Source organism: Pseudonocardia sp. Ae150A_Ps1 (assembly GCF_001932315.1).
In the GTDB taxonomy this organism is placed as follows: Bacteria; Actinomycetota; Actinomycetes; order Mycobacteriales; family Pseudonocardiaceae; genus Pseudonocardia.
Genome location: NZ_MCIJ01000004.1, coordinates 1 through 12498 on the forward strand (window position 1 = coordinate 1; position 12498 = coordinate 12498).

The window sequence follows — 12498 nt, forward strand, 5'->3', positions numbered from 1 at the left end:
CCGGCCACCGGGTGATCGCGGCGCTGCGCGCCGCGCGGATGGCAGGCTGAGACGCGCGCTAAAGCGCGCTTATACAGGTAGTTGACTTATATTACTGTTTTAGCACTAAAACAGTATTGCTAACACGTTTTCCTGTTTTAGTGCTAAAATCCTGCCGGTTAACTAGTGCCTAAACTATTTAACACTAAAACATTTAGACTACTTAGCACTGTCTAGTGGAGCGTTGCTCGTCGGTTCGACGGCTTCCCGGCTCGCCTTCCGCTCACGCGGCGAGGGTGAGCGCGCGGCCCGGCTGACGACGGCAGGGCTGAACGGTCTCGGTCAGTCGATGGTGGACTCGCCCGTCGGCGGTGCGGATCTCAATGACGGCCCCGACTCGCCCGAGGACGATGCCAATGACGGGATCGGGAGCGTCTGCGCGACGGAACCGGACCAGATCTCGCGGTGCGTACATAGGTCGTATTGTCTCATACCTGCAGGTCACAGAGCCATAGCAGGGTTAAACTACTAAAACAATCAGGTGTCGCCGACCCGAGAGTCCGACCCCTTCCCCGCGGGTTTGTTCTCCGACTTCGCAATCGTCCACAGTAGATGCAATGAAGACGCGGCCTCTGACGAGTGCCGCTCACGGGGCAGGCGTGTCGAGCCAGGCGGTCACAGCGGTCACAGCGGTCACAGCGGGGGTGGCAGTCCTCTGACCTCCGGCTTTGCTCGGTGTTGCTGTGACCGATGGGCCGATCTGGCTGTGACCGACGCTGCTGAGCGGTCACAGCGTCCAGTAGAGCTAAACGCGAGCAGATTAGGTTCTAGACACTGCGCCGGGAACACGATAAGGTTCTAGACAGAACGACGGCGAGGGGGTCGACATGGGGTACGTGCACGAGCAGCTTGGCCAGCGGATCACCTGGGACGACGGCGGTCGGTCGCGGTCGGGCACGGTCTGGTCGGCGGGGCCGAGGAAGTACACGGCGTGGGTCATTCCTGACGAGCGCCGAGACGGCGAGGGCCACGCCGTCTGCGTCGCTGTCCGCCCGAGCAAGCCGTTCGGGGTGACCGACGCGGACCGTCGGCGGTCGACCACCGAGATCCAGGCCGAAGGGTTGCGCTGCCTGCGTAGCCGAAAGGTCCTGCCGTCCGAGCTGCTGCTTGTCGACCGGCAAGCGAGCTACGGCTACCGAATGGAGCGTGGAGCGTGAGCGCGCTGGCGGGTGAGGACTCGGCGGCGGGGGGTCAGTCGAGCGAGAGCGACTCTGAATCGGGAGTCTGCGCCGGGGCGGATGATCTGTGTGGCGCCCCGGCGGGAGTCCCGTGCGAGCCGGGGTGTCCGTCCTGGGTCGCCGATCCGCCGGACCCGAACCCCTGCGTCCGCTGCGGGACGGAGGCGTCGGTCTGCGACGCCGGGAGGGCTGACGGAATCGGGCGCTGCTGCGCGGCGTGCACGGTCAAGGACACGCACGTCAGCGGCGGTCTGACGGTGGTATAGGGCGACGTCTCGGCTGGGCCGAGCTGTCACGCCGGACGGCCCCCATGCAGGAAAAGCGGAGCATCGTCTAGACACTGCTTTCGTAAACAGATAGAGTTACAGACAGAACGAGCAAGCCGATGGGAGGCAGCATGGGTGAGGCGCAGACGAGCGAGCAGCTGACGATCCTGCTGGACGACGTGGTGAACCTGGCGAGCATGTTCGGGAACGGCTACACGGCCGAGAGCGCGGGTCGGGCGTTGACCTGCCCCGAGACGGACATGCTCGCGACGGCGTTCGCTCGGTGCGGTCAGGTCGACGACGCCGCGGCGGTGCTCTACGGGCACGCGACTGGCGATGACCGCGGGGACGAGCATTTCGATATGTCGTGGTCGGCGCTGCGCGAGTATGCGCGGATGCTGATCGGGGAGCGCACCATCGTCGACGTTCTAGAGCAGGCCCTCGCCGACGCGGGAGGCGACAACGCGGGGGAGCTGCGCGAGCGTTGGCAGCGCACGGGGGCGGTGCTGGACGGGCTCAGCGCTGGCCTCCACGACCGCGCGGACGTGGCGGCGGCCCTGGCCGAGTGTCGGTCCTGGGCCGACGCGGAGTATCTGATCGTGACCCACCGTGGACGGCGAGAGTGAGCCGGAGCGGCGGCGGTGACAGGCGGTCGCCGCCGCCGCTCGTGTGAATCAGAGCGGCGCAGTCTGTGCATGCTGAGTGTCGCCCGCTGAGTCAGCGTGCGGCGGGCGTGTCAGAGCGGGCGTCTTGCTGGCGTGCGTCCTGCTGGGCCGGAACCGATGAGGTGGAGAGTCGCCGCAGGGCATCGCGGAGGGTGTCGCTCGGGGTCTGGACGGCTGCACCGACGGCGAGTACGGCTTCCTCGAGTGTTTGGATCCGCTGCTCCACGCGATCGGCGGCATCCTGCTCTGCAGCACGGCGCTGCTCGATCCAACGTCGCATGAGCAGGGCCGGCGTGACTCCCTCGGTCTGAGCGCGAGCTCGGATCCAGTCCAGCAGGTCTTTAGGCAGGCGTAGCGACGTTCCGACCATCGGGTTGGGGTAGGTGTCGGCCTCCCAGTGCCCGCCTTCCATCTGGTCGGCGGTGGAGTGGCTGTCGTAGTGGTCGCGCAACCGCTGAGTCTGGTTCTGGTTCATGGTGTGGTGCCCTCCGGTTCGGGCGGGGATCGCCGGGTGAGTGGTGGTCATCGAGCCTTGCGGACGAACGCACGTCTCTCGGCGTCGTCCATGTCGCGGGCGGTCACCACGTAGTGCCGGCCGTCCTCGGAGGCGGCTGTGACGACCAGGAGGTGGCGGCCGTCGTCGGTGGTGCCGTAGATCAGGGTGGTGCTCTCGCGGCCGTCGACGACGTAGCGGGGCCGGGTGTTGACCAGCTGTTCCACCTCGCCGGGGGCCACGGAGTGGCGAGCAATGTGCGCCTCGCTCTCCTCGGTCCACTGGATCTCTCGCCACACGTCCCTCATCGTACTCCGACATAATACGTCGTGGTACGTACGTCGCGACTGCGGGGTGCCGCGCGGAGCGGCACAAGCGCGTTGACCAGGGGCGACGGCCAACCGACGACGTCAGTCCGAGTTGCTAGGAAAAAAGGAGTAGCTTCTAGACACTGCTAGTAAAAGCCGATACAGTTACAGACATGGCAGAGGGAAGCGAGACCCGCTCAGTGCGCCGCCGCATCCTCCGGGAGTTCGGCGGTCGGCTCACCAGCCGAGCAGTCCGGATGGCGGCGCGAGCCCCGGGCCAGGGCGAGACACCCGAGACCTTGCGGGCCTTGGCGGGGGACCGGGCCGACGAGACGGCGACGTGCCTGCGTCTCGCGGCGGAGCTGTGCGAGGCGCGCATGACTGATGAGAGGAGGGGCAGGGATGAGCGATGAGCGAGCCCTCGTCCAGCGGGCGAACCGAGCTGGACGCGAGCGACCGCTTCGCGCGGTGGCTCCCGGGTTCTGGGTGTACTCCCTCAGTAGCTCCGGGTTGGAGGGCTGGGCGCGGGTGGCGACGGCGACGAAGCGAGAGGACGCCTCGGGTCGTCAGGTGATCCGACTGGACCTGACTGACAGGAAGGGTCGCCCGGTGGTGATCGAAGCCCCGGCGGCGGCGCCCGCGTGGTGTCTCGACCCCAAGACGGCGGCGCGAGTCGGGTTCTGAGGATCGGTGAAGCAACGCAGACCGCGAGCAGAAAGAAGGGGAGATCTGACATGGGCCAGTACGAGCCGGTCGCAAGCACCCACACCGTCACCGGGGTCAGCAAGGCCACCGGGAGGCGCGTCCGGATCAACAGGGACAACGAGTCCGGGAACTTGCACATGTGGCGGCCGGAGGACACCGGGCACGTCATGTACTGGGGCGACGTCCTGAACGCCTACCGGGACGTCCGAGACGCATAAGGAGTGATCAGCATGGGATTTTTCAGCAGCACGGCCAGGGGCGGCGCCCGGGCGGGCCGAGCGGTCGCCCGCGAGGTGACCGGCGCCCGGCATAGTCGTCGCGGCGTGAACACCGAGCACCCCGACGGGCGGGTGTACTGCCGGGCATGCGGTCGTCGGGTCCGATCGGGGTTCGGGGATGTGTGCAATCGGGCTGCCTGCCATCGGACGTTCATGATCCGTCAGGGGCTGGGATGACCTGGCGGTGATGGGGGCGTCGGACCTGCGCTGACAGGAGGGGGTTAGTAGAAAAACACGGAAACCCGTTGACGGTGCGATTGTAAACAGATAGTGTTACAGACATGATGGAGATGATGATCCTGGACGACAGCGGAGCGGTCAGCGGCTGGCGGGTGCCCACCCGTGCCGCGGGCCTGGCCCGCCTTCCCGAGCTTCGCGGCGAGGTGGCCCGCCTCGCCGCGCAGCGCGGCATCCCTGCCGACGCCGAGACCTACGAGATCGGACTTGCTCAGCACGCCCGCGACTGCGGCGGACGGCACTGCCCGGACGAGATGGGAATGGGCCCCGACTGCTCGTTCGAGGCGATGGACCTGACCGAGACCACCTGACCCGGGCCCGGCCTCGCGGGGGCGGATTCCTCTTCCCCGCGGGCCGGGGTCTTCCTCGCTACTCACGAAAGGACCGCCATGTTCTACGTCAACTGCGGCAGGTACACCCGCACCGACCAGCGCGAACGGTGCGACAACCGCGCCACCTACGCCGAGCCGCTTCCGCCGACCCGCCGCGCCCGATGACGTCGCCCCGGCATGCCGTGGCCGCCGTTGTGGCCGACGGGATCGACTACGAGTGGATCGCTGTTAGCGCGCACGAGATCGGGCACCTGGTCGCATGGCGGGCCGGTGGCTTCGCGGCCGGCCCGGCAACGGTCACGAAAGGCCTGTTCGGTGGGGTCGGTCGTGGCGATTGCCCGTCCGGTGCCCGTGGTGTGGTCGATGAGCACAACATCGACGCCTACCTGGTCGGCTGTGCCGCCGGGGCTGTCACGCAGAAACGCTGCTCGAAGCTCTACCTGCGAGGGCGCTGCGGGTCGTGGTGGTCGACCGGGTGCAGCGCGGACCGGGCCGCGTTCCGGCGCATGCGCCGGTCATGGCGCCGTCCCATGTCGTGGGGCCAGGCCGAGCGGAAGGCCGCGGCGCTGCTGGAACGGCACGCCCGGCGCCTCGACGAGCTGACTATCCGAATCGCTACGACGGGTGCCGCCCGGTACTGAATCGGGTGGGACACGCAGTGACAGCCGAGCAAACGCCGACAGAGCTGGTCGGGCCCGCGGTGCCCGAGTCCCTTCCCCGCGGGTTCGACCGTTCCACCCCAAGGCCAGAGGGGACCCGGCCAGAAGAGCACCCGGGCAGCGCACATCACCAGTGGAGCGACAGGGAGATCGGAAGATGCAGACAGCAGCGCAACAGCAGCGAGTTCTAGAGCAGTGCCGTCGAGAGGCACTGCACGAGACCTGGAAAGGCGGGGCAGGAGTTGTCTTGTTCATCGTGCTCGCGGTGATCGCGGCGGTCGTGGTGGATCCCGCGGCTGACTTCGCGTTGGCGGTGGCGGCGTGGATCGCGACCGGAGCCGTGGGTAACGAAGCGGTCGACACGGTGGCGTCCTCGGTGGGCGCGTGGCGCGCCGTCCGCCGGATGCGTCGCGACCCCGAGTACCTGGCCGCGATAGTGGAGGTCGAAGCGGCGGAGTCTCGCGCGGAGTACATCGCCCTTGGTAGCCGCGACGACACCACCGCACCGGACGACCTCTACGAGCGCGTCGCCGCGATTCAGCACGACATCTGGGCGCACTGGATGCGTTACCTGCTGGGGTCGAAGACGTTCCCGATCACGAGCGAACCGACCGGGCGCGGCCTGCGTGAGGCGGACGTGCAGCAGTGGCTACGGCAGATCGACACCCCGTACGCCGACCTGACCGAGCGAGAGAAGGCGTCCGACCGTGAGCAGGTGGACCGGTTCTGGCCGCTGATCGCCGCTGCCCGCCCGGTCCGGGACACGGCCGGGGTCGAGTGATGGCGAAGCGCGATCCTCACTGGTCCGACGAGGTCGGCCAGCTCGACCAGGACGTCGAGACCCTGAAGGCGATGGGCCGGGATATCGCTGACGCGATCCGCGGCGGCATCCGGCAGATGCGGGATGAGCTGCGGGACGGCCGGGGCACGGACGGGGACCCCTGATGGGCATCCTCTCCGAGCTGTTCGGCGGTACTACGGACCACGGTGGCCCCGCATACGACTGGACCGCTGAGGCCGTGCGAGGAACCGCACGAGCAGTTCCGAGAGCAATCATTAGGTAGCCAGATACGATTACAGACAGGAGGTCGTGTGTGATGCGCACGCCCAAAGCCGATGCGAGTTTCGCCAAGTTGAAGGCGTTCCGAGACGGCGGATATCGAGGTCCGGTCGACGAGGAGGGAAAACCCACCACCTATGAGCAGTGGTGCGAGAAACACGGAATCGACCCAACGACCGGCAAGCCGAAGCGATAGAGCATGGGAAGGGACTCGCTGATGTCCACAGAGCCGACCGAGCCCACCGAGCCGCTTACTAGCACGTGGACTGCCTACATGGCCGTGAGCGTCCTCGTCGAGGCCCCGGACTACCAGGCCGCCACGGCCGCCGCCCGTGCAGCGTTCGAGGCTATCGAGATGCCCGACGGCGCCCGGTTGTGCACTCGAATCACCGATCCGCACCTGGGGAGCCCGATGACCAACGGGATGACCCTGCCGACCGAGACGATGCGCTCCCGCGTCGCCCACCGCCGGGCTCGGAAGCCTCTGAACGAGTACGACGACCACGACACCGGTTCGGACCTGCCAGACCTGGTCGAGTGCCCGACCTGTACCGCCGACATGGTGCCGGGCGGTCCCTGCCAGTACTGCCGGGTGATCTTCGCGGGTGAGGACGGATTGATCGAGATGGGGCGGGGGTGGTCGCGCCCCGGGCCGAACTTTCCGTAGGCAAGCGTGTGATCGGATGAAAAGGATCAAGGACTAGGAGGTCACTCATGATCAGGGCAGGCAGAGAGGCGATTGACCGAGCGGAGGTCACGGCTCTACACGGCCTCACTGCCTCGCAGGCTGCCCGGCGGAAGCCGTGGGCCGACCCGGGTCATCCGCTGCCGATCAATCAGCCGGGCGGGCGCAAGGGACCGCTGTGGGACCTGGGGCAGGTGCGTGCCCACATCGCAGGGGACCCCGTCCCGCCGCTGCCGACCGTGGACGACCCGGCTGACTTGCTCGACGCGTCCGAGGCAGCCTCGCTCGCAGGCATCAAACCCGCGAGCTGGGTGCGGTACGCCGGAACCCCCGGTGCGCTACCTGCGATAGACCGCGAGGTCTACGGGCAGCCGCACTGGCGGCGAGACAGCGTGCAGGAGTGGTTGCCGGCACGGCCGGGGAGCGGGGCGGGTGGTGGCCGGCCGCTCGGCAACGGGCTGACGGTCGAGCAGGTCGACGAGCAGGCGGCTGAGCTGATCGCACGGGCCACCGAGGAGGGCCGTTCGATGGGGGTGCGTGAGCTGGCGCGGGCGCTCGGCGTCGCTCCGAACACCGCGACGGTCATTCTTCGGAGAGTGACAGAGCAACAGAACACCTAACAGTCGGGCTAATTCTCGAGCTGCCGCCAGAATAGATAGTCTGGGCCTGTTCGGGATACGAGGGAGAGGAATCGGCACGTGGGCAGGATCGAAACTGTGCGGCTCGTCGACGACCTGACTGGCGAGGAGGCAGCCGAGACGGTCGAATTCGGATTCGACGGTCGGAGCTACGAAATCGACCTGACGGCCGGGAACGCACGGGCGTTCCGGGATGCGCTTGCTACCTACGTCGCGGCAGCTCGCCGGGCCGCGGCCGGGGAGCGAGGAGCTGGGCGACGTTCCAGTCGCGCGGCATCGGCGGTCTCGGCGGCAGAGTCGCGCGAGCAGAACCGACAGGTTCGGGAGTGGGCGCGACAGAACGGATTCACGGTCTCCGAGCGCGGCAGGATCCCGGCGGAGGTGCTGACCGCCTACGCCGAGCGCACGGGTTCCGGCGGAGCGCAGTCGACCGAGGCTCAGTCGACGGAGGCACGGCCGACGGGAGTCGTGCAGTTCAGCGGGTAGGGCCGAGGCAGCGAAAGACGGGCCCTCGTCTACGCCGTTCCGTGAGGATGCGGCGCAGACGAGGGCCCGTTCTTTGCAGCGGTCCGGGGTGGTCGGTACTCAGGACTGGCCGGTCTGGTTCTTGCGTGGTCCACGCGGCATCCCGCTGGCGACTCGGTTCACGGCCTCGCGGAACTGCTTGTTGGTCCGCCAGTAGGCGATCATCGCCCGAACCCGAGTGTTGGCGTCTGCTCCGTCGATCGTCTTCGCGAACGTGAGATCGCGATGGTCTTCCTCGTGCAGGTAGAAGCCGGTCCGCTTGGCTGCCTCCGTGGTCGGTACACGGACCGCGGTAGCGGGATCGCGCTTGATCCGCTCGGCCTCCTCACCCTCCGGGTACGGGATCAGTTCCGCCATGCGCTGATCCCGGGCGGCCCGCTCGCTAGAGCGCGCCGAGGTCGTGCGGCCGGTCCCTCCGCCCCGGGGTCGGCTGGGCTGGGGGGCGGTTGCTGGCCGGGCAGGGGGCGTCTCTTCCCGGGCCTTGCTGGGGGCTCTCCGGCGAGGGCTGGCCTTCCCGCTGCTCGCCTCCCCGCGGGCAGTCTTGGTGGAGCTGCGGCGTCGTGTGGGCGGCTTGGCAGGGGCCTTGGCACCGTCGGCCGCGGGCGTCTGGGTCTCGACTGTCGTGGCGGCCTGTTCAGGCTGCGAGCTGGCTTCCTGCGGCTGCTGGTCGACGTCGGTGAGGCTTTCGATGATGGAGCGGCGTTTTGCCATCATGCGGTCGCGCCTTTCAGGCTTGCGGCGGGCTCGGAGATGTCGGGCCACTTCATCCCGAGTAGCCCCTTGAACAGCTCGTGAGCGAGTAGGCGGTACTCCCGCTCCGCGGCGCGGGCGGTGGACCGACGGCCCCCCGGCATCGCGCTCACCGGACGGTCGGCGGCGACGGCCTGGGCGTGCACGACGAGGTCACGGATGATGCTGCGGGCTACTGCGATCCCGCTCGTGGCGATCTCGGTCAGGTCGTTCAAGGCCAGATGCAGCGCCTCGGTCCTCACAAAGGTGCCGACCAGCAGGTACGGGATCTCCGCCGGGATGATCACAGAGTTGATGACCTCGACGACCGGGCGCAGATCCATAACGCGGACTGCGCTCGGTACGAGCAGAGCATCTACGACCGGCGACCCGTCCGAGCCATGCAGGAGGGCGTTCCACGCATCGGAGGTCCGGGCGCCCGGAAGGTCGACGATGATCACGTCATACTCGTCGATCTCGCGGAGGCGCGACAGGGCGTGCGCAGCGTCGCCGACCGCGTCGACGTCGAACGGCATGTGGTCCCCGGCCCGGACGGACCAGTTGTAGGCGCTGCGGTTCTCGTCGGCGTCGATCAGCAGAACCTTGTAGTCCTCGTTCGCTGCCAGAACAGCGAGAGTCACGGCGCTCTGTGTCTTGCCGACTCCGCCCTTCGGAGAACCCACGCCGAGCACTCTGGGGCGTTGCGTGGCATCGGTGTCGGATCGCGTCATGCGCGCATCGTAGCGCCAGTGTCTTAGTGTGAAAACACGGGCACGTGAGAGCGGTCGCGGCATGGGTGAGGGCCGGTCCCGGATTCCCGCCAAGGTCTCGGGACTGGCCCTCGGGGAGGATCGGATCGGGCGCCGCCGCCCGCCCCGATCCTGGCCGGTTAGCGGGTCCGCTCGCTGTACGGCTCGGGGAACCCGTCGGCGATAAATGCGCCGATCTCGGTCAGGACGTCTTTGGTGCTCAGCCGCAGTCGCCGGAAGTCGATCCGCCCACCCGAGGCCAGGTGCGGGTCATGCGGGAGGCTCACCACCGCCCGGACCCGGGTCCGGAAGTGCTCGGCGATCCGATCCTCGTCGACCTCGTCTGATGAGTCCTTGCAGTTCAGCACCACGATCGCGTTCCTGGCCTGCTCTGTGTAACCGTGGCTTTCGAGCCAGTCGAGCGTGTGCCCGGCCCGGCTCGAACCGTCGACGGTAGGGCTGCCGATGACGACGACCGAGTGCGCCATTTCCAACGTCGGTGTCATGGTGTCGTGAGAGATCCCAGTGCCGCAGTCGGTGAATACCAGGTTGAAGTACTTGGACAGCAGCCGGGCGGCTCGTTCGTACTCCTTGGCGGTGAGTGCCTCGCTGGTCGCGGGGTCCTGATCAGATGCGAGGACTTTCAGACGGCCGGCCAGAGTCATATAGCTGGTGACGTCAGTAAGTGCATCGAGCTTGTCCAAGTCCCGTAGCAGGTGACGAATATTGACGCTCGAATCACCGGTGAGACGATCCGCGAGAGTCCCGGCGTCGGGATTTGCGTCGATGACGCTCACCTGGTCGCCGCGAATATCTGCCATTGCGAATCCGATGCACGCTGTCAGAGTGGTCTTGCCGATGCCGCCCTTGACGCTCAGAACGGCTACACGGTGAGGTGCGTGCAGCCGTCGCCGGACACGCTCGCGAAGCTGCTGGCGCGCTTTCTCGACTTCGCCGATGCCTGGGTTGAGTAGCCCGCCCGTCATCCGGTAGACGGCGCGTCGCCACCCGTACTGCGGAATGTCGGCGCGGTGCTTGGTCAGAGAGTCGTGGTTCAGCGTCTGAGAGCTGAGGTAGCGAGGTCCCTGGGTCTTGAGCTCGGCAGGGATCTCGGCGACGGGGTGCGGGTCGTCGCGATGGGCAGCCGGAGTCGCCGCAGACTCGGGGTTCGCCTTGGCTGCACTCTCGGCGTCAGCAGAGGCAGTGGAGGTCGTGGCCGTCGGCTCTTCCTTCGGAGACTGGCCGTCATCTTCCGTATTGTTCTCCGGCGGCCACTTCAGTCCGACCGCCGCTTTCCCAATTCCGTCCTTCCCATTGAGCGCAACGATCGGCTCCTGTGGCCGAGGCCGTGGCTCTACCCGCGGCGCTGGCGGCGCGCCTTCCTCGTCCCAACCTTGCTGGAACATGTTGTTACCGCCCATCTGTTTACAGCCCCCTTGATGGAACACTTACCTGGACAGGGTCGATTTACTTACTTCGGTAGTCCGAGTTGGCCGGAACACGAAGGCCAGGCGCCGTAACCGCCTCTGTCGGCACGCACCTTTTCGGCGATTTCGATTTGCTGCTCACGCGTGGCCTGATCGGCTGTAGGTGCATGCTGCTCGCCACCATAGGCAGCCCAGGTGGACTTATCGAACTGCAAGCCGCCGTGGTAGCCATTTCCGGTATTGATGGACCAATCGCCACTGGACTCGCATTCGGCGAGCTTGTCCCAAGTGCCTGCGTTCGCCGGTTCGGCTGGCGCCGGGGACTCGGCAGGCTTAGCGGCGGCGGGCGCCGCCTGATCTCCGCCGGAGTCGCTGCCGGAGTCGCTGCCGGGCTCGCTGCCGGAGTCGCTGCCGGAGTCGCTGCCGGAGTCGCTGCCGGAGTCGCTGCCGGAGTCGCTGCCGGAGTCGCTGCCGGAGTCGCTGCCGGAGTCGCTGCCGGAGTCGCTGCCGGAGTCGCTGCCGGGCTCGCTGCCGGAGTCGCTGTCAGCACCGCTGAGAAGGTCGGCAGCGAGGTCCTGAGCCTCGGGGTCGTCCCCGGCAGCGGTCAGCTTATCGAGCAGGTCTTGTTCCTTCTCTTGCCATCCACCGCTGGCTCCGGTGCTGGTCTCGGGCTCGCTGGCTCCGGTGTCGGTGCCGGACGGCTGCGCTCCCTCACCCCGCGGGCGCCCGTCGTCGCTTAGATCAGCGAGTTGGTCGAGCAGACCCTGAGCGGCAGCGTCTTGCCCGCCGAGTAGTTCGAGCGCTTCGCTGAGTTTCTGGAGCTGCGCAGCAGCGTCCTCCGGAGAGGTCGTGCAGCTATCGGATGAGTCGGCGGCGGGGAGCATCGCCCGCCCGCCTGCACCATTGCCGAGTGCAGTGGCAAGAGCGCTGGGCGCAGACGTCTGCCCAGGAGACTCGGCCGTCATCATCTGCGGCCCGGCTCCGGGATTCGGCTGCGCGCGGAAGGGGCTGCCGGGTTCGGCGGGTGGGCCCGGCTGAGCCGGGGCGCCCCCGACTGGTGGCACGGGCGCCGGCCTCTGTACGTCGGCCGCGGTCGGCCCGTGCCCGTTCCGGGCCAGGATCCGGGCGACCCTCTGCATCTCGGGGTCCTCGGTGTTGAGCAGAGCGTCGGAGGTGTCGACCGCGAGCTGTCGCCATCCCGTATCGACCGCGGGCGTGAAGCCAGCGGTTCGCAGTGTCGTCGCTACCGCGGCGGCCCGGGGGTCGTCTCCTGTCGTGCTGACGAGCGTCAGTAGCTCGCGTGCCTCACGGATGATCTCGGTGGCCTGATCGAGCTGTCCGGCGGTGAGCTGGTCACTGCCGACGGCGGCTGGGCTGGTGTTGGTCTGGGTGCACGTCAACGACGAGCCGTCGTCGCTGCTGCCGCCACCGCTCGGTGGCGGCGCGACGGCGGGACCGATGGTCAGGGTCGCCGCGAGCGCAGCGGCCGCAACGGTGCTCAGGGCTGGCATCCGGTACCTCTTTC

At 67.7% G+C, this 12498-nt stretch carries 16 protein-coding genes; 10 read left to right on the top strand and 6 right to left on the bottom strand.

Features of this window, described 5'->3' with window-relative positions:
• Positions 1-866 precede the first annotated feature (866 nt).
• On the top strand, positions 867-1196 hold the full coding sequence (locus Ae150APs1_RS29745) for a hypothetical protein (RefSeq protein ID WP_075303036.1): 330 nt from the start codon (positions 867-869) through the stop codon (positions 1194-1196).
• Between the two features lie 418 nt (positions 1197-1614).
• On the top strand, positions 1615-2109 hold the full coding sequence (locus Ae150APs1_RS29750) for a hypothetical protein (protein ID WP_139317309.1): 495 nt from the start codon (positions 1615-1617) through the stop codon (positions 2107-2109).
• Between the two features lie 91 nt (positions 2110-2200).
• On the opposite strand, the gene Ae150APs1_RS29755 is transcribed toward Ae150APs1_RS29750, so the two are convergent.
• Positions 2201-2623 carry a hypothetical protein gene (locus Ae150APs1_RS29755; RefSeq protein WP_139317308.1) on the bottom strand — a complete coding sequence of 141 codons (423 nt, stop codon included), beginning with the start codon at positions 2621-2623 and terminating at the stop codon, positions 2201-2203.
• 47 nt (positions 2624-2670) lie between these two features.
• Entirely contained in the window at positions 2671-2940 is a 270-nt protein-coding gene (locus Ae150APs1_RS29760) for a BrnT family toxin (protein WP_170918218.1), read from the bottom strand.
• A gap of 743 nt (positions 2941-3683) precedes the next feature.
• On the opposite strand from Ae150APs1_RS29760, the gene Ae150APs1_RS29775 reads away from it, so the two are divergent.
• The 8 genes from Ae150APs1_RS29775 (at position 3684) to Ae150APs1_RS29805 (ending at position 8029) form a co-directional block, all read left to right on the top strand.
• Positions 3684-3872 carry a hypothetical protein gene (locus tag Ae150APs1_RS29775; RefSeq protein ID WP_075303048.1) on the top strand — a complete coding sequence of 63 codons (189 nt, stop codon included), beginning with the start codon at positions 3684-3686 and terminating at the stop codon, positions 3870-3872.
• A gap of 341 nt (positions 3873-4213) precedes the next feature.
• The gene (locus Ae150APs1_RS29780; RefSeq protein ID WP_075303050.1) at positions 4214-4480 is read left to right on the top strand and encodes a hypothetical protein; all 267 of its coding nucleotides are present in this window, start codon (positions 4214-4216) and stop codon (positions 4478-4480) included.
• Positions 4481-4695: 215 nt separating this feature from the next.
• The gene (locus Ae150APs1_RS29785) at positions 4696-5142 is read left to right on the top strand and encodes a hypothetical protein (protein ID WP_139317307.1); all 447 of its coding nucleotides are present in this window, start codon (positions 4696-4698) and stop codon (positions 5140-5142) included.
• A gap of 265 nt (positions 5143-5407) precedes the next feature.
• Positions 5408-5941, top strand: coding sequence for a hypothetical protein (locus tag Ae150APs1_RS33080; RefSeq protein WP_212567359.1), 534 nt, complete (start codon positions 5408-5410; stop codon positions 5939-5941).
• The gene (locus tag Ae150APs1_RS32420) at positions 5941-6105 is read left to right on the top strand and encodes a hypothetical protein (RefSeq protein ID WP_170918219.1); all 165 of its coding nucleotides are present in this window, start codon (positions 5941-5943) and stop codon (positions 6103-6105) included. Before Ae150APs1_RS33080 ends, Ae150APs1_RS32420 begins: the two co-directional genes overlap by 1 nt.
• Positions 6106-6494: 389 nt before the next feature.
• On the top strand, positions 6495-6887 hold the full coding sequence (locus tag Ae150APs1_RS29795; RefSeq protein WP_139317306.1) for a hypothetical protein: 393 nt from the start codon (positions 6495-6497) through the stop codon (positions 6885-6887).
• A gap of 47 nt (positions 6888-6934) precedes the next feature.
• Positions 6935-7525 carry a hypothetical protein gene (locus tag Ae150APs1_RS29800; RefSeq protein ID WP_075303053.1) on the top strand — a complete coding sequence of 197 codons (591 nt, stop codon included), beginning with the start codon at positions 6935-6937 and terminating at the stop codon, positions 7523-7525.
• Between the two features lie 78 nt (positions 7526-7603).
• Positions 7604-8029, top strand: coding sequence for an Lsr2 family protein (locus Ae150APs1_RS29805; protein WP_075303054.1), 426 nt, complete (start codon positions 7604-7606; stop codon positions 8027-8029).
• Positions 8030-8128: 99 nt separating this feature from the next.
• Here the strand turns inward: Ae150APs1_RS29805 and Ae150APs1_RS29810 are convergent, their stop codons facing one another.
• The 4 genes from Ae150APs1_RS29810 to Ae150APs1_RS34125 form a co-directional block, all read right to left on the bottom strand.
• A complete protein-coding gene (locus tag Ae150APs1_RS29810) occupies positions 8129-8425 on the bottom strand; it encodes a hypothetical protein (RefSeq protein ID WP_075303055.1) in 297 nt (98 codons plus the stop codon).
• A 353-nt stretch (positions 8426-8778) separates the two neighbouring features.
• On the bottom strand, positions 8779-9528 hold the full coding sequence (locus Ae150APs1_RS29815) for a ParA family protein (protein WP_075329650.1): 750 nt from the start codon (positions 9526-9528) through the stop codon (positions 8779-8781).
• A gap of 158 nt (positions 9529-9686) precedes the next feature.
• A complete protein-coding gene (locus tag Ae150APs1_RS29820; protein WP_083680700.1) occupies positions 9687-10967 on the bottom strand; it encodes a MinD/ParA family protein in 1281 nt (426 codons plus the stop codon).
• A gap of 50 nt (positions 10968-11017) precedes the next feature.
• On the bottom strand, positions 11018-12484 hold the full coding sequence (locus tag Ae150APs1_RS34125; RefSeq protein WP_249266624.1) for a transglycosylase family protein: 1467 nt from the start codon (positions 12482-12484) through the stop codon (positions 11018-11020).
• Between the last annotated feature and the right edge of the window lie 14 nt (positions 12485-12498).

Coding starts and splice junctions, on each gene's coding strand:
- Ae150APs1_RS29815 (WP_075329650.1), bottom strand. CDS start 9,528: ATGACGCGATCCGACACCGATGCCACGCAACGCCCCAGAGTGCTCGGC.
- Ae150APs1_RS29820 (WP_083680700.1), bottom strand. CDS start 10,967: ATGGGCGGTAACAACATGTTCCAGCAAGGTTGGGACGAGGAAGGCGCG.
- Ae150APs1_RS29800 (WP_075303053.1), top strand. CDS start 6,935: ATGATCAGGGCAGGCAGAGAGGCGATTGACCGAGCGGAGGTCACGGCT.
- Ae150APs1_RS34125 (WP_249266624.1), bottom strand. CDS start 12,484: ATGCCAGCCCTGAGCACCGTTGCGGCCGCTGCGCTCGCGGCGACCCTG.
- Ae150APs1_RS29810 (WP_075303055.1), bottom strand. CDS start 8,425: ATGGCGGAACTGATCCCGTACCCGGAGGGTGAGGAGGCCGAGCGGATC.
- Ae150APs1_RS32420 (WP_170918219.1), top strand. CDS start 5,941: ATGGCGAAGCGCGATCCTCACTGGTCCGACGAGGTCGGCCAGCTCGAC.
- Ae150APs1_RS29745 (WP_075303036.1), top strand. CDS start 867: ATGGGGTACGTGCACGAGCAGCTTGGCCAGCGGATCACCTGGGACGAC.
- Ae150APs1_RS29750 (WP_139317309.1), top strand. CDS start 1,615: ATGGGTGAGGCGCAGACGAGCGAGCAGCTGACGATCCTGCTGGACGAC.
- Ae150APs1_RS29795 (WP_139317306.1), top strand. CDS start 6,495: ATGGCCGTGAGCGTCCTCGTCGAGGCCCCGGACTACCAGGCCGCCACG.
- Ae150APs1_RS29775 (WP_075303048.1), top strand. CDS start 3,684: ATGGGCCAGTACGAGCCGGTCGCAAGCACCCACACCGTCACCGGGGTC.
- Ae150APs1_RS29755 (WP_139317308.1), bottom strand. CDS start 2,623: ATGAACCAGAACCAGACTCAGCGGTTGCGCGACCACTACGACAGCCAC.
- Ae150APs1_RS29780 (WP_075303050.1), top strand. CDS start 4,214: ATGATGGAGATGATGATCCTGGACGACAGCGGAGCGGTCAGCGGCTGG.